The sequence below is a fragment of the Mesorhizobium sp. M0663 genome (assembly GCF_040320585.1).
Taxonomy (GTDB): Bacteria; Pseudomonadota; Alphaproteobacteria; order Rhizobiales; family Rhizobiaceae; genus Mesorhizobium.
Map to the genome: position 1 here is coordinate 1 of NZ_JAMYPX010000011.1, position 22,653 is coordinate 22,653.

At 61.5% G+C, this 22,653-nt stretch carries 19 protein-coding genes; 10 read left to right on the forward strand and 9 right to left on the reverse strand.

The genetic code is table 11. From position 1 onward, the window contains the following. The first annotated feature begins 239 nt into the window (after window positions 1-239). The 3 genes from NKI54_RS19440 to NKI54_RS19450 all read left to right on the forward strand — a co-directional run bounded on the left by NKI54_RS19440 (window position 240) and on the right by NKI54_RS19450 (window position 1,945). The gene (locus NKI54_RS19440) at window positions 240-977 is read left to right on the forward strand and encodes a DUF899 family protein (protein ID WP_023678325.1); all 738 of its coding nucleotides are present in this window, start codon (window positions 240-242) and stop codon (window positions 975-977) included. A gap of 119 nt (window positions 978-1,096) precedes the next feature. Then, window positions 1,097-1,480, forward strand: coding sequence for a DUF6152 family protein (locus tag NKI54_RS19445; protein WP_352638573.1), 384 nt, complete (start codon window positions 1,097-1,099; stop codon window positions 1,478-1,480). Next, window positions 1,481-1,945 carry a DUF6644 family protein gene (locus NKI54_RS19450; RefSeq protein WP_352692206.1) on the forward strand — a complete coding sequence of 155 codons (465 nt, stop codon included), beginning with the start codon at window positions 1,481-1,483 and terminating at the stop codon, window positions 1,943-1,945. Between the two features lie 113 nt (window positions 1,946-2,058). Here NKI54_RS19450 and NKI54_RS19455 read toward each other — a convergent pair whose 3' ends face one another. The 3 genes from NKI54_RS19455 to NKI54_RS19465 form a co-directional block, all read right to left on the reverse strand. After that, window positions 2,059-3,732: an RNA-directed DNA polymerase gene (locus NKI54_RS19455; RefSeq protein ID WP_352638575.1), complete on the reverse strand. Its 1,674-nt coding sequence runs from the start codon at window positions 3,730-3,732 to the stop codon at window positions 2,059-2,061. Window positions 3,733-4,080: 348 nt separating this feature from the next. Next, window positions 4,081-7,584: a carbamoyl-phosphate synthase large subunit gene (gene carB, locus NKI54_RS19460; protein ID WP_352638577.1), complete on the reverse strand. Its 3,504-nt coding sequence runs from the start codon at window positions 7,582-7,584 to the stop codon at window positions 4,081-4,083. Window positions 7,585-7,847: 263 nt separating this feature from the next. After that, complete coding sequence (locus NKI54_RS19465; protein WP_352586878.1) at window positions 7,848-8,738, reverse strand: SH3 domain-containing protein; 891 nt, start codon at window positions 8,736-8,738, stop codon at window positions 7,848-7,850. A 263-nt stretch (window positions 8,739-9,001) separates the two neighbouring features. On the opposite strand from NKI54_RS19465, the gene NKI54_RS19470 reads away from it, so the two are divergent. Next, on the forward strand, window positions 9,002-11,428 hold the full coding sequence (locus tag NKI54_RS19470) for a DNA/RNA non-specific endonuclease (RefSeq protein WP_352638259.1): 2,427 nt from the start codon (window positions 9,002-9,004) through the stop codon (window positions 11,426-11,428). A gap of 66 nt (window positions 11,429-11,494) precedes the next feature. Here NKI54_RS19470 and NKI54_RS19475 read toward each other — a convergent pair whose 3' ends face one another. Then, window positions 11,495-12,241 (reverse strand): metallophosphoesterase family protein, encoded by a 747-nt coding sequence (locus tag NKI54_RS19475; protein ID WP_352638258.1) that lies wholly within the window; start codon window positions 12,239-12,241, stop codon window positions 11,495-11,497. Window positions 12,242-12,335: 94 nt separating this feature from the next. Next, window positions 12,336-12,689: an ArsR/SmtB family transcription factor gene (locus NKI54_RS19480; RefSeq protein WP_352457526.1), complete on the reverse strand. Its 354-nt coding sequence runs from the start codon at window positions 12,687-12,689 to the stop codon at window positions 12,336-12,338. Window positions 12,690-12,882: 193 nt separating this feature from the next. On the opposite strand from NKI54_RS19480, the gene NKI54_RS19485 reads away from it, so the two are divergent. Next, window positions 12,883-14,061, forward strand: a complete 1,179-nt coding sequence (locus NKI54_RS19485; protein WP_352638257.1) for an MFS transporter — start codon at window positions 12,883-12,885, stop codon at window positions 14,059-14,061. 37 nt (window positions 14,062-14,098) lie between these two features. On the opposite strand, the gene NKI54_RS19490 is transcribed toward NKI54_RS19485, so the two are convergent. Further along, window positions 14,099-14,557, reverse strand: coding sequence for a MarR family winged helix-turn-helix transcriptional regulator (locus tag NKI54_RS19490; RefSeq protein WP_023678314.1), 459 nt, complete (start codon window positions 14,555-14,557; stop codon window positions 14,099-14,101). Between the two features lie 197 nt (window positions 14,558-14,754). Here NKI54_RS19490 and NKI54_RS19495 point away from each other — a divergent pair, with 197 nt between their 5' ends. Further along, a complete protein-coding gene (locus NKI54_RS19495; protein ID WP_023678313.1) occupies window positions 14,755-15,546 on the forward strand; it encodes an SDR family NAD(P)-dependent oxidoreductase in 792 nt (263 codons plus the stop codon). Between the two features lie 11 nt (window positions 15,547-15,557). On the opposite strand, the gene NKI54_RS19500 is transcribed toward NKI54_RS19495, so the two are convergent. Further along, window positions 15,558-16,157, reverse strand: a complete 600-nt coding sequence (locus NKI54_RS19500) for a LysE family translocator (protein ID WP_023678312.1) — start codon at window positions 16,155-16,157, stop codon at window positions 15,558-15,560. Between the two features lie 92 nt (window positions 16,158-16,249). Between NKI54_RS19500 and NKI54_RS19505 the strand changes: the two genes are divergently transcribed. Further along, a complete protein-coding gene (locus NKI54_RS19505; RefSeq protein ID WP_352638255.1) occupies window positions 16,250-17,119 on the forward strand; it encodes a LysR family transcriptional regulator in 870 nt (289 codons plus the stop codon). A gap of 56 nt (window positions 17,120-17,175) precedes the next feature. Here the strand turns inward: NKI54_RS19505 and NKI54_RS19510 are convergent, their stop codons facing one another. Beyond that, window positions 17,176-17,829, reverse strand: a complete 654-nt coding sequence (locus tag NKI54_RS19510) for a dihydrofolate reductase family protein (protein WP_023678310.1) — start codon at window positions 17,827-17,829, stop codon at window positions 17,176-17,178. Window positions 17,830-17,980: 151 nt separating this feature from the next. Beyond that, window positions 17,981-19,348: an Nramp family divalent metal transporter gene (locus tag NKI54_RS19515; protein ID WP_023678309.1), complete on the reverse strand. Its 1,368-nt coding sequence runs from the start codon at window positions 19,346-19,348 to the stop codon at window positions 17,981-17,983. Between the two features lie 236 nt (window positions 19,349-19,584). On the opposite strand from NKI54_RS19515, the gene mntR reads away from it, so the two are divergent. From mntR to NKI54_RS19530, 3 genes are all read left to right on the forward strand, one after another. Further along, complete coding sequence (mntR, locus tag NKI54_RS19520; RefSeq protein WP_023678308.1) at window positions 19,585-20,040, forward strand: manganese-binding transcriptional regulator MntR; 456 nt, start codon at window positions 19,585-19,587, stop codon at window positions 20,038-20,040. A gap of 223 nt (window positions 20,041-20,263) precedes the next feature. Beyond that, window positions 20,264-21,181 (forward strand): KPN_02809 family neutral zinc metallopeptidase, encoded by a 918-nt coding sequence (ypfJ, locus tag NKI54_RS19525; protein ID WP_023678307.1) that lies wholly within the window; start codon window positions 20,264-20,266, stop codon window positions 21,179-21,181. 150 nt (window positions 21,182-21,331) lie between these two features. Further along, complete coding sequence (locus NKI54_RS19530) at window positions 21,332-22,600, forward strand: TCR/Tet family MFS transporter (RefSeq protein ID WP_352577727.1); 1,269 nt, start codon at window positions 21,332-21,334, stop codon at window positions 22,598-22,600. The last annotated feature ends 53 nt before the right edge of the window (window positions 22,601-22,653 follow it).

Consider the following 22,653-nt stretch of genomic DNA (forward strand, 5'->3'; position numbering starts at 1 on the left):
CTTCTCCCCGCCGGGGAGAAGAGGCTGGCATCAACGCCGACGACCCCTCTCCCCTCGGGGAGAGGTGGGCGTGGCCCCACTTGGGCGTGGGACTTGGGGTGGGGATCCCGGGGGGGGGGGGGGGTTCCGCCCGCCGCAAAAAATGTCGGAACCGCCCTTCGCCATGCGTCCTTGAGAGGCAAGGCGCGTTGCCGGAACCTTGGCGCGCGTCGTCAAAATCCTAAGAGATGGAGATGACGATGATCAGCTTTCCCAACGAATCCCAGGAATACCGCACCGCCCGCGAAACCCTTTTGCAGAAGGAGATCGAGCTGCGCCGCGCGATGGAGGATGTGGCCGTCGCCCGCCGCGCGTTGCCCAAGGGCGGGCTGGTGCCGCAGGATTATGTGTTTGACGGACTGGGGCAGGACGGCAAGCCTGCGCGCATAAAATTGTCGGAGCTGTTCTCGCCTGGCAAGGACACGCTGATCGTCTACTCGATGATGTTCCCGCGCCATCCGCAGGAAACGCGTGACGTCGCGACCAGCGGCGGCACGGCGAAGCTCGCTCGGCCGGACCAGCCATGCCCGTCCTGCACGGCGCTGCTAGACCAATTCGACGGCGCCATCGGCCATCTCGAGGCGGCCGGTTTCAATTTCGCCGTGGTGGGCAAGACGGCGCTGGAAAACCTGCTGACGCTTGGCCGCGACCGCGGCTGGGTGAACATGCGGCTGGTGTCCTCGGCCGGCAACAGCTTCAAGCGCGACTACCACGCCGAGGACGAATCCGGCGCTCAACTCCCCGTCCTGTCGGTGTTCCACCGCGATGCCGACGGTATCAGGCATTTCTGGAGCTCCGAGCTGGGTTTCACGCTGCCGGAACCCGGCCAGGACCCGCGCGCCATCGGTACCTGCGAGATCTTGTGGAACCTGATGGATTTCGCGCCGGAGGGCCGGCCGGACTGGGACGAGCAGCTGCAGTATGATTGCTGCCACTGACCTTGGCATTCCCTGTCGGCGTATCGGGAAATCCTGCCGGTGCCGGGCTCTTGTCCCGATGTGATTTGACGCTGCGGCGCGCTGACCTACCCTCTAATGCCGAACCGAGGAGACGAGCGATGCTGTCGCCTTTCAACCGGAGCGTCACGCTGGCAGCGGCGGTAATCCTTGCCGCCGTCAGTGCGGCTTATGCCCATCACGGCTGGTCGTGGACGCAGGACGGGTTTTTCGAACTCCGAGGCAAGATAACGGCCATCTATATCGGCAATCCGCACGCCACGCTGGACGTCGACGCCGAGGGCGAGGTGTGGCGGGTGGAGATGGCGCCGCCGTCGCGCACCATTGCCGCCGGCTTCACCGAGAAGGTTGCCAAGGTCGGCGACGAGGTGACCGCGATCGGCCACCGTTCGCGCGACGACAGCGAAAAGCGCATGAAGGCAGTCCGCATCATCGTCGGCGGCAAGACCTATGATGTCTATCCCGACCGCGTGCCGCCGGCCTGAATGGACGGGCTGTTCGCCGGCATCGAGCAACTCGCTTTGGTGCGGGGACTGAAGGCCTCCTTCGTCGCCTATCCAATCGTCAACGCGCTCCACATCATGTCGGTCGGCGCGCTGCTGACCAGCGTCTGGCTCATGGACCTCAGGATCCTCGGCGCCTTCCGCGCGCTGCCGCAGGCACCGTTCGTGGCGCTGCTGCGCCGTACCGCATTCGGCGCGTTCGCCGGAGCGCTTGTCACGGGGTCGCTGCTCTTTTCAGTCAGGGCGAGCGAATATGCGGCGATGCCGATCTTCCTCGCCAAGATGACGCTCATCCTGCTTGCCGGCGCCAACTTTCTTGTCTTCATGCGCCGCGTAAAAGGCAGTGACGAGCCGGCTGGTGGGGCCGCGACCATGCTGGCGGTGCTTTCGCTGGTGCTGTGGACGGCTGTGCTTTTCGCCGGACGGTTTATTGGATTTCTCGGCTGAGGTGAGCAACGTTGGCGGCTAATCACAGCTAGGCGCGCTGACTCTCGGTGCCGCGATGCCTGAAATGCGATCTCCCGCGTCCCATTTGTCTAAGCCAAATCGCCGCGCCAAAATTAATATTCATCAGCAGCTCCATCGTCGAAATCGATTTCTTCGATGTCGAAAGATAAGTCTAACTCAAAATCGTCGACAAGCTTGCTCTTCGCCAAATTTTCGTTCTTCATCTTTTTCAGTAGCGGAGCCAGTTTATAGAAATCTTGGCTTGAACGATAGAATTCAATTTTTTTCTTATAAAAATAGCGGAAATACTCGTGGTCGGTGACGTGTTTAATTTTTGTCGTTCCGTTTATGCCTTTTAGCGTAGTTTCGTAAGCATATAGCCACATATGACTGTTCAAGCCATCCGCGGTCAAAAAAGTGTTCCAATGAGAAAAACTGATATTTCCTTCGACCAACCCCTTAGAACGGGCATCAGCTATTAGCACTGCGATCAAAGCGTCTTCTTCCGCTAAAAAAGGTTTTAACACCTTTGTTTTCAACGGGATTCCTAGAGAGATAGCCAGATGCAACAGCCATATCGCCTCACCAGCTTTTTGCTGTTCGCATAAAACAGGGAGGCTCGACTGCACTAGGTCCTGAATCAAATCTATTGTTAAGTCAGCTTTAGTAAGATGCCTTATAATAAATATCTCAACTAAGATGGAAATGATTGTTGGATTTTCTCGATAGATTGAAATGAGATACATTTCAACCTGCTTCCACGAATCGCACTCCAAGAACGCACGTCGCGCGTTTTGAAGCGCAAATTTTGCAACATTACTGTCTCGATTTTCACCAGACGTGCGATTCAGATTGTAGAGAAATAAATCAATCGACTGCGGATCGTATGGAGGTTTGGGAATGATCGACCGTATATAGCTTTTCCAGCCCCAAACGTAATATGAGCTGCTCGCCGAAATGAACGTTTTCTCATTATTGATATCTAGTTCGAATGTATTTGCTGATCGTCTGATCGATGCAATTACAGCTTCAGCTCGTTCCTTGGTGTGTGTTCCAATGCTGAAATCGTCAACGAAACGCATCGCCGAATTTAAAGTTATGCCAGGACTGCTTTGGATTGGAAGGTCGATCGCCGAACCAACCAGTTCAGCGATCATCCGCGATGTATCGGGGCCAACGGGCAGGCCAATTGTTTGACCATCTTGCGAGTTCCTTGAAATCAAATCGATGAGGTTCCCCGCGTGCTTTAGAGACCGGTTTTTCTTTGCGAAGTTTTTTCCATGTATCGCCCATGCAATTGCGTGAGTGTATATGGAATGGTAAAATGAACTAAGATCTGTGTGTAGTATATATGCAAATCTTGCATTTAAATTCGATAGAAAGAACTCTCTCGATTCGAACACGGGGCGCTTTAAAGCGCGATCCCCGCTCCAATCGAATACAGATGGAGATACTGATATATTTGAATTCTTAGATATCTTTCTTAATTCAATATACTTATCAGAAAGTATCTTTGACAAGAAAAAGTACGATATTGGATTTATAAACGAGTGCCTTCGGTGATGTTTAGTAAATCTTGGATAGTTAAATGACGATCTGTGTCCCTTATAATAGTAATAGTTTGGATCTTTTGACTTTCCCAACTTTGGTAATTTGTCGAAATTTGCCAAGAGATAATTTCTGTATTTTCCAAGTTTCTCACTATAAAAGCACTTTGGAAGTTCTGGGGGAAAAAATCCGGCCGTAAGAAACCGGCGATGGCGAGCTCGAGCATTTTTCGCACTCATTCTCTACTCCGGTGAGCCGTATGAGTTGACGCCCGCATAAGCGTTCTGAGTCTAGGCTGAGTAGATAACTACACCATTTCGCTATCAAGAACTAAGTCTTGTATAAAAAATACCCGTGGAAGGGGCAGCACTTCCAATGATCGCCTCTGCCAGGCGAAAGCGCCGGAGAGTGTCGCGTGGGAAGGCGCTTTCTGCGTCAGCTTGGCATATACCTTCCACTTGTGGGAAAAGGTCGATTGACGCATGAGCGCCGAGCGGGGTGTTGGCAAGATCGCAGCGCCGGCGGGACAGCGCCCCCCTCTGGCCTGCCGGCCATCTCCCCCACAAGGAGGGAGATTGGCTAATCGCCTACGCAAAATACTCCTGCAGCGGCCGAACCTCCAGGCTCCCCGCCTTCAGCGCCGCAATTGCCTCGGCCACGGCAGCTGCACCTGACAGCGTCGTGTAATACGGCACTTTCTGCATCAGCGTTGCCCTGCGCAGCGATTTCGAGTCCGACACCGCCTTCTGGCCATCAGTCGTGTTGAAGACGATCTGCACCTGGCGGTTGCGGATGGCGTCCTCGATGTGCGGGCGGCCTTCCAGCACCTTGTTTATCTTCTCGGCGACGACGCCGTTCTCGGCGAGGAAGCGCGCGGTGCCGGAGGTGGCGAGCACTTTAAAACCCTGGCCGGCGAGGCGCTTGACCGCCGGCAGGATGCCTTTCTTGTCCTCGTCGCGCACCGAGACGAACAGCGTTCCGGAACGTGGGAGGTCGACGCCGGCGCCTAGCTGGCTCTTGGCGAAGGCCAGCGCGAAGTCGCGGTCGAGGCCCATGACCTCGCCGGTCGAGCGCATTTCCGGCCCGAGCAATATGTCGACGCCGGGGAAGCGGGCGAACGGGAATACCGCTTCCTTGACCGCGATGTGGCCGGGGTTGCGCGGGTCGGGCATGGCGCCGTAGTGGGCGAAGGCGTCTTCCAGGCTTTCGCCGGCCATAATGCGGGCGGCAATCTTCGCAATCGGCCGCCCGATCGTCTTGGCGACGAAGGGCACGGTGCGCGACGCGCGCGGGTTGACCTCGAGCACATATACGGTGCCGTCCTTGATCGCATATTGCACGTTCATCAGCCCGCCGACATTGAGCGCGCGGGCAAGCGCTGCCGTCTGGCGCTCGAGCTCGTCGACAAGCTCGGAGGGCAGCGAATGCACCGGCAGCGAGCAGGCACTGTCGCCGGAATGGATGCCGGCCTCCTCGATGTGTTCCAATATGCCGGAGACGTAGGTCGACCTGCCGTCGCACAGGCAATCGACATCGACCTCGATGGCGCCCGAGAGATAGGTGTCGAACAAAAGCGGGTTCTTGCCGAGCAACGTGTTGATCTGGCCGGTCTTGTCGTTGGGGTATTTCTGCTTGATGTCCTCCGGCACCAGGCCGGGCACGGTGTCGAGCAAATAGGATTGCAGCATGCTCTCGTCGTGGATGATCTGCATGGCGCGGCCGCCGAGCACATAGGACGGGCGCACCACCAGCGGGAAGCCGAGCTCGCCGGCGACGAGGCGGGCCTGCTCGACTGAATAGGCGATGCCGTTCTTCGGCTGGCTGAGGCCGAGCTTGTGCAGCAGCTTCTGGAAGCGGTCGCGGTCCTCGGCCAGGTCGATCATGTCGGGCGAGGTGCCGAGGATCGGGATGCCGGCCTTCTCCAGCGCATCGGCGAGCTTCAGCGGCGTCTGGCCGCCGAACTGGACGATGACGCCGACCAGCTCGCCGGACGCCTTCTCGGCGCGCAATATCTCCAGCACATCCTCCGGCGTCAGCGGCTCGAAATAGAGCCGGTCGGAGGTGTCGTAGTCGGTCGACACGGTCTCCGGGTTGCAGTTGATCATGATCGCCTCGAAGCCGGCGTCGCGCAGCGCAAACGCGGCGTGGCAGCAGCAATAGTCGAATTCGATGCCCTGACCGATGCGGTTGGGGCCGCCGCCGAGGATGACGACCTTTTTCCGCGATGAGACCTGCGCCTCGTTGGCGAGCGCGCCGGCGAACGGCACCTCATAGGTCGAATACATGTAGGCGGTGGGCGAAGCAAACTCGGCGGCGCAAGTGTCGATGCGCTTGTAGACCGGATGAACGTCGAGTGTACGCCTAATCTTCTCGATCTCTTCGACGTCCTTCCTGACCAGGGATGCGAGGCGGGCATCGGAGAAACCCATCGCCTTCAGCATGCGCAGATTGGCGGCGTCCTCGGGGATGCCGTGCTCGCGAATGCGCGCTTCCATGTCGAGAATGCCGGCGATCTGCTCGAGGAACCACGGGTCGATCTTGCACATGGCGTGCACGTCTTCCAGCGAGGTGCCCATGCGGATCGCCTGCGCCACCATGCGCAGCCGGTCCGGCGTCGGCGTGCCCAAGGCGGCGCGGATGGCGTTGCGGTCGTCGACGTGGCTGGCGGCCGTGCTGCCATGGCCGATGCCGGGGATCTCGATTTCGTCCAGCCCGGTCAGGCCGGTTTCCAGCCCGCGTAGCGCTTTCTGCAGCGATTCTTGGAAAGTGCGGCCGATGGCCATGACCTCGCCGACCGACTTCATCGAGGTGGTCAGCACCGGCTCGGCGCCGGGGAATTTCTCGAAGGCAAAGCGCGGGATTTTGGTGACGACATAGTCGATGCTCGGCTCGAACGAGGCCGGCGTGGCGCCGCCGGTGATGTCGTTCTCCAGCTCGTCCAGCGTGTAGCCGACAGCGAGCTTGGCGGCGATCTTGGCGATCGGGAAACCGGTCGCCTTGGAAGCCAGCGCCGACGAGCGCGAGACGCGCGGGTTCATCTCGATCACCACCAGGCGGCCGTCTGCCGGGTTGACGGCGAACTGCACGTTGGAGCCGCCGGTCTCGACGCCGATCTCGCGCAGCACCGCGATCGAGGCGTTGCGCATCATCTGGTACTCTTTGTCGGTCAGCGTCAGCGCCGGGGCGACGGTGATCGAGTCGCCGGTATGCACGCCCATCGGGTCGATGTTCTCGATCGAGCAGATGATGATGCAGTTGTCGGCTTTGTCGCGGACAACCTCCATCTCATACTCCTTCCAGCCGAGCACGCTCTCCTCGATCAGCACTTCGGTGGTCGGCGAGGCGTCGAGGCCGGACTGGACGATCTCGAAGAATTCGGCGCGGTTGTAGGCGATGCCGCCGCCGGTGCCGCCCATGGTGAAGGAGGGGCGGATAATTGCGGGCAGGCCGACATGGTCGAGCGCTTGTGCTGCAATCGCCATGGCATGGCTGATATAGCGCTGCTTGCGGTCGCCCTCACCGAGGTTCCAGCGCGTTTCCAGAGCATCGAGCGCGGCGTCGAGATTTTCGGGCTTTTCCGCCTTCAGCGCGGCGCGCTCGGCCTCGTGCGTCTTGCGGTCGGCATTCTTGACGTCGGTGGCGTTGGCCAGCATCGACTTCGGCGTTTCCAGGCCGATCTTGTTCATCGCCTCGCGAAACAGCGCGCGGTCCTCAGCCTTGTCGATTGCGGTGGCGTCGGCGCCGATCATCTCGACCTGATAGCGGTCGAGCACGCCCATGCGGCGCAGCGACAAAGCGGTGTTGAGCGCGGTCTGGCCGCCCATGGTCGGCAGCAGCGCGTCCGGCCGCTCCTTGGCGATGATCTTGGCCACCACTTCGGGCGTGATCGGCTCGATGTACGTGGCGTCGGCCAGTTCCGGATCGGTCATGATGGTGGCCGGATTGGAATTGACCAGGATAACGCGAAAACCCTCTTCCTTCAGCGCCTTGCAGGCCTGGGTGCCGGAATAGTCGAACTCGCAGGCCTGGCCGATGACGATGGGGCCGGCCCCGATGATCAGGATCGACTTGATGTCGGTGCGTCTTGGCATGTCGAGGGTCCGTTCGGCGGGCGGCTTGCACAAAAAGCCGGACGGGATGACCCGGCCGGTTGTGCGCGCGATTCTGGTATCAGGCTAGGAGGGCCTTATAGGGAAGAGTTTTGCCGGATGTAACCCCCTAAAATGCGGGTAGGGCAGTAGGGCAGTAGGGCAGTAGGGCAGTAGGGCAGTAGGGCAGTAGGGCAGTAGGGCAGTAGGGCAGTAGGGCAGTAGGGCAGTAGGGCAGAGGTTCGAGCGCCCTTAAGCATATTGCCCTACTGCCCTACTGCCTTATTCCCCTTACCACTATCCCCCAGCGCCAACTGGTCCGTGATCTCGAAGCGTTCGGAAGCACCGACGCGGATCATGTTCAGGCTGCCCTCGCGGGTGAAGCGGAATTCGCCGGGTGCGTCCGCACCGGCCGGCTTGCCGGCCTTGAAGCTGATGATGCGCGTGCCGCCATCGGGCCAGGTCACGGTCACGTCGGTCTTGTCGCCGGTGCGCACCACGCCTGCCTTGCAGCTGGTCATCGGCTGGCCGAGATAGCGCGCGCAGGGGATGGCGTTGCCGGCACCGGGTACCGGTGTCCCCGGCGGCTGAAGCCGCGCAACGGTCTGTGCGTCGGCCGGGGGCGCCGCGTTGGCCGCGCCGAAATTCCGGACGGGGTCGGCAGCCACGGGCGGCGATCCATCAACCTGTGCAGTCGAGGGGTTTCCAGCGGTCAGGGCCAAGCGGTAAGCGTCCTCGATCGCCACCCTGCCGATTGCGTCAGCGGAGTTCAGCGTTGTTTCGGGACCGGTTGCGCCGAGGCGCGTTGTCAGATCGGGCAGCGGTTGAGAGGCAGGGTTCTCCGTATCGGCCGCCGCCTGGGGCGTCACTTGCTGGGGATTGATGGGGTCGAGGTAGCGTGCGGGAGCCCATCCGCTCAGCTTCGGGTCGTCAATGTCTTGGACTTTGCACCACTTGTAGCCGCTGACGTCGCCGCAGCCGAGGTTTTTCACGCTCGATCCACTCGGCAGCCGCGCCTCGACCTTGCCCATAGCCGACGCCGTGGCGCGCACGTTCAGGAGATCATCCGGAGCAAGACCCGTCACAATCGAGATGATGGGCTCCGGCTCCTGGCCGTTGGCCGGCAACTCCGCCAGCATCAGCGGAGCAGCAACCATCGCAAGCAGCGTCGTCGGGAGTGTTACTGTGCGCCTAATCATCTGCCATGGGCGGTAGGTTCAATTGCCGAAGGCGCGGCCAGGCACGAAAGCGCCATCGCACGCCAGCCGGTTTTTATAGGCGACGAGGCGGCGCTGTGTAAGCCCGAAAAGGTGCCGCGTGTTGAATCGCGACCAGGCCACTTCCGTGAACTAACAGCCGGCAAAATATTGCACATTTCATGTAAATATGCACTCTCTCAAGTAAGGTTGAGGGGGGCAATATGGTCGACCTTGAAATATTTGCGCAGGTGGAAAACATAGTTCGCCAGCGTATCAAGAAAACGCGCGCCGAGATTGAGGCTTCACTTGGTCACATCGCCAACGGCAATCCGCTGGCCGCCGAACAGACCCTCTCCAGGCGCCTCGACAGGTTGCAGGTAAAGGCGTCGCTCAGCCGCACCGAAGCGGAGATGATATCGGCAGCGATCGACATGAGGTCTGCCGGGGAAAGAAAGGCCGCCGCCAAGCAGCCAGGGCCGGAGGCAATTCTCGGCCCAACGCTCGATTTCATCGGGATCGCATTCCTCGAGCGTGGGCGCCGTGCTGCCGATGCGGTTGGCCGCGTTGCCTTTCTCAACGGCAATCCACAAGGATCGGGTTTTCTGGTCGGGCCAAGGCTGTTCCTCACAAACAACCATGTGATTTCGTCGCCGGCGGATTCCCGGCGCTTCCAGGTTCAGTTCGATTATGAGCAGGACGGTGCGAATGCCGTGCGTACGCCGACGACGTTCCTGTTCGATCCTGAATCCTGTTTCGTGACCGATAGCATAGAGGGTCTGGACTACACGCTGATCGGAGTCGGCGAGCGGCGTTCCGGTCCAAAGGAACTGGGGGAGTTCGGTTTTATCTCGCTGTCGGATGCGCGCGACAAGCATATGCTCGGCGAAATCGCCAACATCGTTCAGCATCCCGATGGCCGCTTCAAGGAACTGGTGTTGCGTGAAAACCGGCTGGTGGCCCGCGACGAAACGGTGCAAGTGCTGCACTATGTCGCCGACACCGAACAGGGTTCGTCCGGTTCACCGGTCTTCAACAATGAATGGGAACCTATTGCCCTGCACCATTGGGCTGGCCCGTTCCACGAGGTGACGGGCATAGGTGGCTATGCGCTTGCGCGCGAGATCAACGAAGGCATACGGATCAGCGCCATCGTTGACGATCTGGGTGCTAGAAAGTCCAAGCTGCCGGGCTCCTCGGCATCGGCGGTTTCGCAAGCTCTGGCGATTTGGGCCGGCATGCCGCGCATGATGGACGAGACAGTTCGGCTGAACGCCGATATTCGCGAAGATGTGCCGGACAAGCCGGTGCAGCGGCCGGAACCGGATCGCAATCCGCCGGCGACGAGACACAATGCCGATGGCTCGGTCACCTGGACTTTTCCCGTCGAGATAAATGTCCGGGCGCCGCTGATCGACCGCGACGGAGGCGATGCGAGACGAAGCGACGGCAAAGGCCCGGCAAGCGAACCCGGGAAGGTGGCCATCGCCGAGGCCGCGGGTTGGAAAACAGAGGATTTCGACGATCGTGGAGGGTATGAGCCCGGCTTCATACCGGGCTTTGTCCTGGCAATGCCGACGGTTGCCAATTCACCCTACCGGTTGGCCAAAAACCTTCTTGCCAAACCGGGAGAGGACCCACACGAATTGCGCTACCATCATTTTTCGATCTTGATGAACGCCGATCGCAGGCTTGCCTTCGTCACCGCCTGCAATATCGATGGATTCCGCACCAAGGCGGTCAATCGTGAGGACAAGACGGTCATCGACAACCCGTCGCTTGTCGAATTGGGGGTGGAGTCGATTTCCGGTTCGGAAGCCAGCGATGCTTTCCGGCCGGATCGGCGCATCGACCTTGGCGAGCAGATGAACCAGGAATTCTATTCGAGCCAGAATGTGCCTGGATTTCCCGTCGCAAAATCCAAGGAACGAGTCGCTCGAATGTTCCAGAAGGGCCATATTACACTTCGCGGCGACCCCGCATGGGGCGTCGATCAGGAGGCGGTCGCGGCAGAACGCGACACGTTCTTTTATACCAATGCTGCGCCGCAAGTCGGCTTCTTCAATCAAGGAAGCTCGCTTGACCATCCCGGCTCCAAAGGGAAGTTGAGATGGCGCGCGGTAGAAACCTATGTGCTGCGCAACGCCTATACGACGCGAGGCCGTGTCACGGTGTTTGCCGGGCCAGTGTTCGGCGAGGACGATCCTCCCTACCGCTTCGACAGCCATGTTCCGCTGAAGTTCTGGAAGATCGCGCTGTGGTCCGATCAAGCTGGCCTGCGCGCCATCGCGCTGCTGGCGGACCAGAAGCCGGTTTTGGAAGTGATGCCCGAAGCGTTCGGCGAGCGTGCCGAGGCATTCGATGACCCGCTTGAAATTGCCAGGGTATCGGAGTTCCTTTCGACGGTGGCCGAGATTGAAGAGCTGACCGGCCTGAACTTTGGCCAGCAGGTGCGCGACGCCGACATTCGGGCCGGTTCCGAATCCGCCCCAGCACAGACTTTCAACCCAACGCAACTAGCGCCCAAGACGTCACGGCCAAAGCCTTCGGCGACCAAGACTTCGACGTCCAAGACTTCGACGTCCAAGACTTCGGCGGCCAGCACCCGACGTCCTGCCAAGCGATCGAAGCGATCGGCGTCTGACGACTGAAGATTGGACCGGTCGCGACTTCTGCCGCTCGAAGGCGGTCATCCGTTCAGCTAGGGATGAGCGAGCTCAGCCCGACATAAAGCCGGTGCGCAGCGCGTGAGCCCATTCGGGCCGTCCCGCCTGCTCGGCCTGGCGCGCCGCCGCCTCGTGGTCATAATCGACGGCGATGGCTTCGAAACGATCGGGGTGCAGTTCGACGATGCCATAGCGGGCGTGCGGTGAGCCCTGCTCGGAGACATGCGCCGGCGGCGTATCGTCGTGATAGGCCGGGCAGCCGATGCTGCCTGGGTTGAAAATGATCGGACCGCCGGCAACGCGGATCAGCTCGCTGCGGTGGCTGTGGCCACAAAGAATAATACGGCAGGCGGCATCAATCGCGCCGAGCCGCCGCTCGATGGCGGCCAGCGGCGCGCGCACCAGCCGGCCGTCGACGATCGCGTCAGTCAGGTATTTTTCGTCGTGGTCGGGTCGGGCGTGGAAGGCGAGTACGCCGGGCGCCACGTCCAGCGTTAGCGGCAGCGCGAACAGCGCCTCGCGCTGGGCTGCCGTCAGCCTTTCGTACGCGTAGCGGTCGGAAGGCCACATGGCGTCGTCCAGTGGGTCGCGGGCAACGCGGCGGTCGTGGTTGCCGCGCACCGTCGGCAGGTCGAGCCTCTCGAGCCGCTCCATGGTCTCGCGCGGCCAGAGCGGGCCGGAAACGCAATCGCCGAGATTGACGATGAGGTCGGCGCCGCCGCGCTGCCGCAGATCGTTGAGCACGGCGTCGAGCGCCAGGACATTGCCGTGGATGTCGGCGAGGACGGCAATGCGCATGGCAGGCTCCGTTAATTGGAATGGCTGGAGGGCGGGTGAAGCTACTTTGCTCGCCTCGCGAGGCGGGCGAGAGCGGAACCCAGCTTCGGGTCGTTCAGGCGCGGACTTCGATCTCGTGGCCGCCGACCGCCGGCAACGATGCGTCGCCGGCCGCGGCAATAACACTGTCGAGCAGGCCCGGGAAGCGGCGGTCGAGATCGTCACGGCGCAGCGTGATCAGCCGGCTGGTTCCAACCGCCTCGGTGCGGGTGACGCCGGCCTCACGCAGCTTGGCCAAATGGTAGCTCAGATTGGTCTTCGAGCAGAGATCGAGGAACCGGCTGCAATTCAGCGGCACGCCCTCTTTGCTGGCGAGATAGCGCACGATGGCCAGTCGCGTCGGGTCGCCGAGCACGGCAAGCACGTTCGGCAGGCTGATCTGGTCGGCGGTGGGATGGGGCAAGGTCATGCCCAGGAATTAAGCACATTCGGAGCCGATTTCAACGCATCTCCTCTCGTGGCTAATGGACACATAGTTTCGTCCCGTCGCCCCGTCCTGACACCGGGCTGTCAGGATGGTTCGGCTATTTTGCAGCGGGTTTATTGACATCATGCCCTGTTATGTCCAATTGTTCAATAACCTTTGAACTAAGGAAATTGCCATGGATAAGCGCCTCATCTGGCTTGCGCTCGGATCGTTCACGATTTCGACCGAAGGTTTCGTCATCTCCAGCCTTTTGCCCGACATTGCAAAGGATGCCGCCATCTCCGTTCCGCTCGCCGGCACGCTGATCACCGCGTTTGCGCTCGCCTATGCGATCGGCACGCCGATCCTGGCAACGCTGACCGGCGAATGGGACCGGCGCCGCGTCATCCTGTGGACGCTGGTGTTCTTCGTGGTGGGCAACGTCGCCGCGGCGCTAAGCTCCTCCTTCGAATTGCTGTTGATCGCGCGCATCGTCATGGCGCTGTCGTCAGGCTTGTTCGCGGCGACCGCACAGGGAACGGCCGTTGCGCTTGTCGACGATCATCACCGCGCCCGCGCCATTGCCGTGGTCGTCGGCGGCACTACGGTTGCGGTCGCGGTCGGAGCACCGCTCGGCGCGCTCGTTGCGACGGTTGCCGGCTGGCGCGGCACCTTCTTTGCCATTGCCGGCCTTGGTGCGCTCGCCGGCGCGATCCTGTGGTACCGGCTGCCGCGCGGCATCGTCGGCACCAGGCTGCCGCTCCGGATGCGGCTGGCAGCGGCACTTCGCCCCGGCGTCATGCCTATCCTGGTGACGACCATCCTGGCCCTGATCGGCGCCTTCACCGTCTTTGCCTTTGTCGCGCCGCTCGCGATCGAAGGCGGCGGACTGAACCCGATCGCGCTTCCCGGAATGCTGCTCGCTTTCGGCGTTGGCGCGGTCATCGGCAATATCGGCGGCGGTCAGGCCGCCGACCGTTTCGGCGCGACGCGCACCGTCTGCTGGTCACTGGCGCTGAGTGCCGCGATGCTGGTCACGTTTTCGCTGATCCCGATGTTCCTGCCGCGCGAGATCGCCGGGCCGGCATTGATGGCCATGATGGTGCCGTGGGGCATCGTCGGCTGGGCATTCCCGCCGGCGCAGGCCAGCCGCATCATCAAGCTGGCGCCCGATGCCGCGCCAATCGTGCTGTCGCTGAACGCTTCGGCGCTCTATCTCGGCGTGGCACTGGGCGCCGTGGTCGGCGCCACGGTGCTGCGCTATGGCGCACCGGCCGACCTCGGTGTGGTCGCGGCGGCATTCCCGATCGTCGGTCTGGGCGTCGTGCTGGCGGGCCACCTGGCGGCGCGACCGGTGGCGATGCCGGCCGAATAAGGCTGTCAGTGGAGCTTGGCTGCCGGCCGCCGATAGTTCAAGTCGCGGCCGGCGGTGCGTCAAAATTCAGCGCGGCGATTTCGTCCAGCGCCGCTCGCAGGCTTGCCGCCTGCTCTTTGCCAAACATCTCCTCGAAGCGCTGCTGAGCGACTTGCCACAGCTTCAGGGCTTCTTCGAGCTTGGTCCGGCCCTGCGGTGTCAGCCTGACGCGCCTGATGCGGCGGTCGGCAGGGTCGGCGAAGGTCTCGACATAACCGTCGCGGATCAGCGGCTTCAGCGTATGACCGAGGGCCGACAGGTCCATGACGAGGGCCGCGGCAATGGCACCCATCGTCGGTTCGTTGCCGACGTGGATTTGATAAAGCAGGCCCTGCTGCGTGGCCTTCAGACCCGATGGGGCCAGCACATCGTCATAGAACTGGCCGAGTTTCCGCGTCGCGCGGCGCAGCATGGCGTTATTGCAAAGCGCCAGGCCGGGCAGGGTGGTTTGGGACATTGGCGGATTTCCGATGAGGGACCGGAAGGGACCCCTCGATGCAAACCAGAAATAGTCCTTGCTCCCCGGATTGACAAGATGGTGGCATATGCCTACGTTCAAATAGTGGCATATGCCAATAATTCGTGTGCCAGTCGAAGCAGGGTGTGTTGCCGTGCGGCACTGGCATTTGGAATCGAACCAGAAGGAGCAAGACAATGAGCAATCAGGACAAAGGTACAGCGGTCGTCACCGGCGCCTCGTCCGGCATCGGCGCGGTCTATGCCGACCGGCTCGCCGGCCTAGGTTATGATCTGGTGCTGGTGGCGCGGCGCGCCGATCGGTTGGAGGAATTGGCGGAGAGGCTCCGCTACGCGTATGGCATCAAGGTCGGCGTCATCAGCGCCGACCTGGCCGACGACGGCGATCTGCGACGGGTCGAGCAGGCGATATCAACCGACGACAGCGTGACGCTGCTGGTCAACAATGCCGGCCTTGGCGGCGCGCAGATGGTGGCAACGGCCGACGCTGATGTGGCCGAGCGCATGATCAAGGTCAATGTCGTGGCTTTGACTCGTTTGACCCGCGCGGTCCTGCCGGAGCTGCTGGCGCGCAACCGCGGTGCCATCGTTAACATCGCGTCGGTGCTGGCCTTCGACACCTCGTTCGGCGGCATCTACAGCGGCACAAAGGCTTATGTCGTCAACTTCACCGAGGCCTTGCAGCGGGAAGTCGCCGACAGCAAGGTCGCCATACAGGTCGTGCTGCCGGGGGCTACGCGGACCGAGTTCTGGGAAGTTGCCGGAAGCGATATTGCCGACCTGCCGGCAGAGATCGTTATGACTGCCGACGATCTGGTCGATGCAGCGCTTGTCGGCCTGGCCAAGGGCGAAACCGTCACCGCGCCCGGGCTCTCCGATCCGGCTGGGTTGGAATCCTATCTTGGTGCGCGGCAAGGTTTCTTCGGCAGCCTGCTGGCCGGCAAGCCGGCGGCACGCTACGCTGCCTGAAATAACTGATCTTACGCTGTCCGCCACATAGGAATGATCGAGGCGGCCAGCAGCAGGCCAAGCACGGCGTTGAGCATGCGCCACTGCCGCTCGGTTCGCAGCAACCGGGCGAGCAGCGTGCCCGCCACGCACCACGCCGCCAGCGATAGGGCCGCTGCAAGACCGAAGACCGTGCCGAGCAGCACGGCGAGCTGCAGCGGCCCGTTGGCGAGCGCGGCAAAGGATGCCGCCGCTCCCAGCCCCATGGCCCAGCCCTTTGGGTTCATCCATTGCAGGCCGGCGCCGCCCAAAAAGCTGTTCGGCTTTGCCATGGCCACGTCCAGGTTGGGCGGACCGCTGCGGCCGATCTTGAGGGCAAGCCACGTCAGATAGAGGGTACCGGCCATTTTCATTGCCAGTTGCAGCGAAGGAGCGGCAGCCAGCAGACCGGCGAGCCCGGCAGCACCTGCCGCAGCCACCGTAGCCAGGCCGGCCGCACTCCCGGCCATCAGCGGGATAGAGCGGCGAAAGCCGAACTGCGCGCCGGACGCCGTCGACAAGGTCGTGGCCATGCCGGGCGTTGAGGTTGAGACCAGCGCGAACAGGACGAGGGGAAGGCCGGTTTCAAACATGCTGCTTCCTTTGAAGCCTGCACCGTAGGCTGTTCGGCTCATCAGTAAATGCAATGTTTGCTATGACAGGCATTAGCAAATATAATAGCCGGATGCTCCGCAACCTCGATACTGCCCTGGTTCGAACCTTCGTCACCGTTGCCGACAAGGCTAGCATGACGGCGGCGGCCAACGTGCTGCATTTGACGCAAGGTGCCGTCAGCCAGCAGATCAAGCGTTTGGAAGAGGTTCTCGGCTGCAGCCTGTTCGATCGCGATCGGCGCGGATTGCGATTGACCCGCTCCGGCGAGCGATTGTTCGGCAAGGGCAAGCGCCTGCTTTCCCTCAATGACGAGATCCTGGCGGAGATGGTGGGCGATGCGGTTGCCGGTCAGGTGAGGCTCGGGGTGCCGTACGACCTTGTCGGCACCTTGCTTGCGCCGGTGCTGAAGGCCTATGCCGAGGCCTATCCGCAGGTCGAGATCTCGCTTGTCTGTGCTTCGTCGCCAGAGTTGGCCGCAGCCTTGGCGAGCGGCACGATAGAGCTCGCGGTGATCGAGGAGCCGATCGGTCGGTCGGCCGGTGAATGCCTTGTTGTTGATCGCCTGGTCTGGGTCGGCGCCAAAGGCGGCGCCGCCCGCGGCAAGCGGCCCTTGCCGGTTTCGATGGTCGCCGAGACCTGTGCGTTCCGCCCGGTGGTGCTGGAGGCGCTTAACGAGCATGGGCTGGAATGGCGCACCGTATTCGAAAACGGCAGCATCGACGCGACGACGGCGACAGTGCGTTCGGACTTGGCCGTCACCACCTGGTTGGCGTCGACCGTGCCTGTCGACCTCGACATTTTGGCCAACGATCCGGAGCTGCCGTCATTGCCGAATTTTTCGATCAATCTGCATTTGCCGAAGCACGACGTCGCGCCGGCTGCACTGGCATTCGCGGGCCACCTCCGCGATGGGTTGGCAGGGCGACGAGAGGCGGCTTAAAAACAGCAAAAAGGACGGCCAGTGTTCAGCCGTCCTTGATCGCCCCGCGGCGGCATCTACTTCCAGTTCTTTCGCCGCTCGATCTCGGCTTCGGACGGCTGCTCCGTGGCAAATGACCCGGTCTTGATCTCGCCGGAGCGTTCATAGCTCGCCATGAGGACGCCGGTGGTCGATGCCTGCGAACGGGTCAGCTTGAAGGCGGCAGGTATCGTGCCGCTGCCGAACAGTTTTTTGCCCTTGCCCAGCACCAGCGGGAAGATCAGCAAGCTGATCTCGTCGATCAGGTCATTGGCGAGCAAGGTCTGGATCAGCTCGCTCGATCCCTGAATGAGCAGGTCGGGGCCGTCCTCCTGCTTCATCCGGCGCAACGTCGCCACGACATCGCTGCCGAGCGGCTGGCTGTTTTGCCAGGACAGCGAATCCGGCCTGTGCGTCGCTACATATTTGGTGACGGCGTTGAAGCTGTCGGCGATCGGATCATTCTTCTGATAAGGCCAGTGGGCGGCGAAGATGTCGTAAGTCTTGCGGCCGAGAAGCAGCGCGAACGGTTTTGAAAACGTCTCGCCCATCGCGGCGCCCATCACATCGTCCCAGTAGTGAAACGTCCAGCCGCCGAATTTGAAGCCGCCGACAGGGTCCTCTTGCGGGCCGCCAGGCGCCTGCATGACGCCGTCGAGGCTGACGAATGTTGCGGCGATGATCTTCCTCATTGGAGCTCCCTTTCCCTGGTCCGTGCCGTCATGGCCGGAGTTCGAGCCAAGGACGGGCGAACGGACATTTGTCCGACAGCGGCCGGCAAATTTCTAGGACCGGGGGCAGGTGACTGCCGACCTTATCGTCTCAGCTTGGAGCCGAGAACGCTCAGCCCAAGCCAACGACCGTATCGTAGAGCAGCTTGAAGTTGAGCACCAGGATGAGCGCGGCAACCACCCAGGCCAGCACGGCAACAGCGCGGGAAATGGCGAAATTGCCCATCTTGCGCTTGTCCGAGACGAACTGCACCAGCGGTACGACAGCGAAGGGGAGCTGCATCGACAGGATTACCTGGCTGAAGACCAGCAACTGGCCGGTTCCCTTCTCGCCATAGAGCGCGGTGACCACCACCACCGGAATGATGGCGATGCCGCGCGTCAGCAGGCGGCGCGCCCATTGCGGGATGCGCAGCCGCAGGAACCCTTCCATCACGATCTGGCCGGCGAGCGTCGCCGTCACCGTCGAGTTCAGGCCGGAGGCGAGCAGCGCTACGGCAAACAGGATGGAAGCGATGCCGAGGCCAAGCAGCGGCGACAGAAGCTCGAAGGCCTGGCCGATCTCGGCAACGTCATGATGACCGGTGCCGTGGAACGCCACCGCCGACACGATCAGGATGGAAGCATTGACGAACAACGCCAGTATCAGCGCGATGGTCGAGTCGGTCGTCGCCCATTTGATGGCGTCGCGCTTACCGCGATCGGTGCGCTCATAGGCGCGGGTCTGCACGATCGAGGAATGCAGATAGAGATTGTGCGGCATCACCGTGGCGCCGATGATGCCGATGGCGATGTAGAGCATGGCCGGATTGGTGACGATCTCGGACGACGGCACGAACATCGAATGCAGGATGGAGCCGACCGGCGGGGCGGCGGCAAAGATCTGGATGGCGAAGCAGCCGAAGATGATAATCAAAAGCGCTATGATGAAGGCCTCGAGGAAACGGAAGCCCTTGTTCATCAGCAACAGCAGCAGGAAGGCATCGAGCGCGGTGATAATAGCGCCGCCGATCAGCGGAATCCCGAACAGCAGTTGCAAGGCGATCGCCGTGCCAATGACCTCGGCCAGGTCGCAGGCGATGATGGCCAATTCGCAAGCGACCCAAAGCATGAAATTGACCGGTCGCGGATAATAGGCGCGGCACGCCTGCGCAAGGTCGCGGCCGGTGGCGATGCCGAGCCGGGCGGCGAGTGCCTGCAGCAGGATCGCCATCAGGTTCGACAACATGATGATGAAAAGCAGCGTGTAGCCGAATTGGGCCCCGCCGGCGAGGTCGGTCGCCCAATTGCCCGGATCCATATAGCCGACCGAAACCATGTAGCCCGGCCCCATGAAGGCGAACAGCCGGCGAAGCCAGATCCCCGAGTGCGGCACCGAGATCGTTGCGTTGACTTCGCGAAGGCTGGGCTGCTCGTCGTCATCCGGGCGGGCAAATCGCCACATGGACCGGGGGGCTGAGGTGGCTTCGGCTTCCGACATGAAATGGCTTTCCACTGGAACGATCGATGTTGTCTCCTTATCTATGCCACGGCTGAACATTATGCAATATGCTATATTTCATTGTCTGAGCTTTTTCCTGTGGCCGCTTGGCCGTGCGGCCGGAACGGCAGTGAACGCCGGTTGCGCCGGCCACCGAATGGAAATAAACGGCCAGAACCAATAGGGTTCCGTGTTATGACCGCAATGTCGATTCAAACTGCCGGGAGGAGCGCGTATTGGCGCTGAAGAAAAGACCGGTTCCTCGCGAAAAGCCGCTGCCTGACGCAGAAATCCACTCGGAAGGCTTCAGGCAGACGCGTGAAGCGCGCCGCAGCGCGCTGGTCGAGGATTATGTCGAGCTCATCGCCGACCTGATCGAGGATGGCAACGAGGCGCGCCAGGTCGATATCGCGGCACGGCTCGGCGTCGCTCAGCCGACGGTGGCGAAAATGCTGACGCGGCTGTGCGCCGACGGGCTGGTCTCCCGGAAGCCTTATCGCGGCGTGTTCCTGACCGATGCCGGCCGCAAGGTTGCGGAAGAGAGCCGCATTCGCCACCAGACGGTCGAGGCCTTCCTGCGCTCGCTCGGGGTCAGCGCCGAGACGGCGCGCATCGACGCCGAGGGCATCGAGCATCATGTCAGCGCCGAGACGCTCGAAGCCTTTCGCAAGGCAATAATCGCCGCCCGCTGAAAAGCACGGCCAGCGTATCTCTTCGCGCGACTCGTTTCCCACGAGCAGGGTGAACGGCACAGACCTTGCGATGTCTCGGCCAGAGCAGGCAAGCGTCAGCAAGCATTGCTTGTTCGCACGAAAAATACTGTGACTTGGCGTAACCATTGAGATAATTGTTGTCGTGTCCGATCGAACCGGGACACGGCCCGATCGGCCGGAAAATTGCATCACGGGGGTTGCCATGCTCTGGAAGGGCCGTCGTCAGAGTGACAATGTCGAGGACGAGCGCGGCCAGAGCGGCGGGCTTGGCGGCGGGCCGGGGCAGTTTCGCATCCCGATCGGCGGTCGTGCCGGCGGCGGCGGCATGTCGGGCATTATCATCGTAGGGTTGATTTTTCTGGCAGGGTGGTATTTCGGCTTCGACCCGAGTCAGATCCTCGATAACAGCGGCTTGCAGCCCGGCGGCGGCCAGATCACCGACAATAGCGGCGAGCAAGGCGGCGGCACCGGTGCGCCGGCATCCGACGAGATGAAGCAGTTCGTGTCGACCGTGCTGGCCGAGACCGAGGATACCTGGACCGGTATTTTCCAGTCCGAGGGCCTGACCTATCAAGATCCAAAACTGGTCCTGTTCAGCGGCCAGATTCGCTCCGCCTGCGGTTCTGCCTCGTCAGCGGCCGGACCATTCTACTGTCCCAACGATCGCAAGGTCTATCTCGACACCACCTTCTTCCAGCAGCTCGATCAGCAGTTCGGTGCCTCGGGCGATTTCGCACAGGCCTATGTGATCGCGCATGAGGTCGGCCATCACGTGCAGAACCTCGTCGGCATCCTGCCCAAATTCAACCAGATGCGGCAGAGCATGGGCGAAGCGGACGCCAACCACTTGTCGGTGCAGGTCGAGCTCCAGGCCGACTGCTTTGCCGGCATTTGGGCACATTTCACCGGCCAGAAGGGCATTTTGGAGCAGGGCGACATGGCGGAGGCACTGAACGCCGCCAAGCAGATCGGCGACGACACGCTGCAGAAGAAGATGCAGGGCTACGTCGTGCCGGAAAGCTTCAACCACGGAACGTCGCAGCAGCGGCAGACCTGGCTGGCGCGCGGGTTCCAGAACGGCAAGCTTTCGGACTGCGACACGTTCAACAACCCGATCTGAGCCGACGGTTTTCTCGTAATCCGAGAGACTGGACCGCAGTCAGGGGATGTCAGGATGAAAGCACTCTGCCCGTTCCCTCATTGTTCCCAGCGATGTGCTCGCCTATAAGGTGTGTTCCCGTTCGCTCGGGCGGCCCGAGGAGATACCATCATGATAGACCCCAAAACCGCCAGGCGGGGCCTTGCGCTTGTTTTCACCACCCTGCTGCTCGACATCATCGGCTTCGGCATCATTATGCCGGTGCTGCCGGCCTATCTCAGGGAATTGACCGGCGTCGGCATCAGCGAGGCGGCTATCGAGGGCGGCTGGCTGTTCTTCGTCTATGCGGCGATGCAGTTCGTTTTCGCACCAGTGATGGGCGGGTTGAGCGACCGGTTCGGGCGGCGGCCAATTCTGCTCGCCTCGGTGCTGACGTTCGCTATCGACAATCTGATCTGCGCTATCGCCTGGTCCTATCCGATGCTGTTCATCGGCCGCGTGCTGGCCGGCATTTCCGGCGCCAGTTATTCCACGACATCGGCGTTCATTGCCGATATCTCGACCGACGAAAATCGTGCGAAGAATTTCGGGCTGCTCGGCATTGCTTTCGGCGTCGGCTTCGTCATAGGGCCGGTTCTGGGCGGGTTGCTCGGCACGTTCGGGCCGCGTGTGCCGTTCTATTTCGCTGCCGGGCTTGCTTTCGCAAACTTTCTGATCGCGCTGTTTCTGTTGCCGGAAACACTTGATAACAAGCACCGTCGCCGCTTCGAGTGGAAACGCGCGAACCCGGTCGGCACGCTCGTCCAGATGCGCAACTACGAAGGTATCGGCTGGATCGGACTTGTCTTCTTTCTGATGACTCTGGGGCACATGATGTATCCTGCGGTCTGGTCGTTCGTCTCCAGTTATCGCTATGGCTGGAGCGAACAACAGATCGGCTTCTCGCTCGGCGCTTTCGGCCTGTGCGGGGCGATCGTCATGGCGACAGTCCTGCCGCGCGTGATCCCTAAGCTTGGCGAGTGGAAGACGGCGGTAATCGGTCTGGCATTTACCGCACTCAGCGCCTTCGGCTACGCCTTCGCGTCACAAGGCTGGATGATCTATGCAGTGATCGTCGTCGGATGTCTCGAGGCGTTGGCCGACCCGCCGCTCAGAAGCCTGGCGGCCGCCAAGGTGCCACCTTCCGCCCAAGGCGAACTCCAGGGCGCGATGACCTCGATCTTCTCGATCACCTCGATCATCACACCGCTGCTTTATACGGCGATCTTTTCCTGGTTCACGGGGCCGAACGCGCCCGTGGTTTTCGGCGGTGCCCCCTATCTGCTCGGCGCGATTTTCCTCACGCTGGCGCTCGTCGTCTTCGTCACCAGGGTGGCCAAGCCGACGCCGAAGGAAGTCAAACGCATGCACGCGCAGGAAGCGGTGACAGACGGGGCTTGATCGGCGCCGGGAGCCCGGCCGGCGCCGTCAGTCAAATCCGTTTTTACGCAATG

Coding starts and splice junctions, on each gene's coding strand:
- NKI54_RS19440 (WP_023678325.1), top strand. CDS start 240: ATGATCAGCTTTCCCAACGAATCCCAGGAATACCGCACCGCCCGCGAA.
- NKI54_RS19445 (WP_352638573.1), top strand. CDS start 1,097: ATGCTGTCGCCTTTCAACCGGAGCGTCACGCTGGCAGCGGCGGTAATC.
- NKI54_RS19450 (WP_352692206.1), top strand. CDS start 1,481: ATGGACGGGCTGTTCGCCGGCATCGAGCAACTCGCTTTGGTGCGGGGA.
- NKI54_RS19455 (WP_352638575.1), bottom strand. CDS start 3,732: ATGAGTGCGAAAAATGCTCGAGCTCGCCATCGCCGGTTTCTTACGGCC.
- carB (WP_352638577.1), bottom strand. CDS start 7,584: ATGCCAAGACGCACCGACATCAAGTCGATCCTGATCATCGGGGCCGGC.
- NKI54_RS19465 (WP_352586878.1), bottom strand. CDS start 8,738: ATGGTTGCTGCTCCGCTGATGCTGGCGGAGTTGCCGGCCAACGGCCAG.
- NKI54_RS19470 (WP_352638259.1), top strand. CDS start 9,002: ATGGTCGACCTTGAAATATTTGCGCAGGTGGAAAACATAGTTCGCCAG.
- NKI54_RS19475 (WP_352638258.1), bottom strand. CDS start 12,241: ATGCGCATTGCCGTCCTCGCCGACATCCACGGCAATGTCCTGGCGCTC.
- NKI54_RS19480 (WP_352457526.1), bottom strand. CDS start 12,689: ATGACCTTGCCCCATCCCACCGCCGACCAGATCAGCCTGCCGAACGTG.
- NKI54_RS19485 (WP_352638257.1), top strand. CDS start 12,883: ATGGATAAGCGCCTCATCTGGCTTGCGCTCGGATCGTTCACGATTTCG.
- NKI54_RS19490 (WP_023678314.1), bottom strand. CDS start 14,557: ATGTCCCAAACCACCCTGCCCGGCCTGGCGCTTTGCAATAACGCCATG.
- NKI54_RS19495 (WP_023678313.1), top strand. CDS start 14,755: ATGAGCAATCAGGACAAAGGTACAGCGGTCGTCACCGGCGCCTCGTCC.
- NKI54_RS19500 (WP_023678312.1), bottom strand. CDS start 16,157: ATGTTTGAAACCGGCCTTCCCCTCGTCCTGTTCGCGCTGGTCTCAACC.
- NKI54_RS19505 (WP_352638255.1), top strand. CDS start 16,250: ATGCTCCGCAACCTCGATACTGCCCTGGTTCGAACCTTCGTCACCGTT.
- NKI54_RS19510 (WP_023678310.1), bottom strand. CDS start 17,829: ATGAGGAAGATCATCGCCGCAACATTCGTCAGCCTCGACGGCGTCATG.
- NKI54_RS19515 (WP_023678309.1), bottom strand. CDS start 19,348: ATGTCGGAAGCCGAAGCCACCTCAGCCCCCCGGTCCATGTGGCGATTT.
- ypfJ (WP_023678307.1), top strand. CDS start 20,264: ATGCTCTGGAAGGGCCGTCGTCAGAGTGACAATGTCGAGGACGAGCGC.
- NKI54_RS19530 (WP_352577727.1), top strand. CDS start 21,332: ATGATAGACCCCAAAACCGCCAGGCGGGGCCTTGCGCTTGTTTTCACC.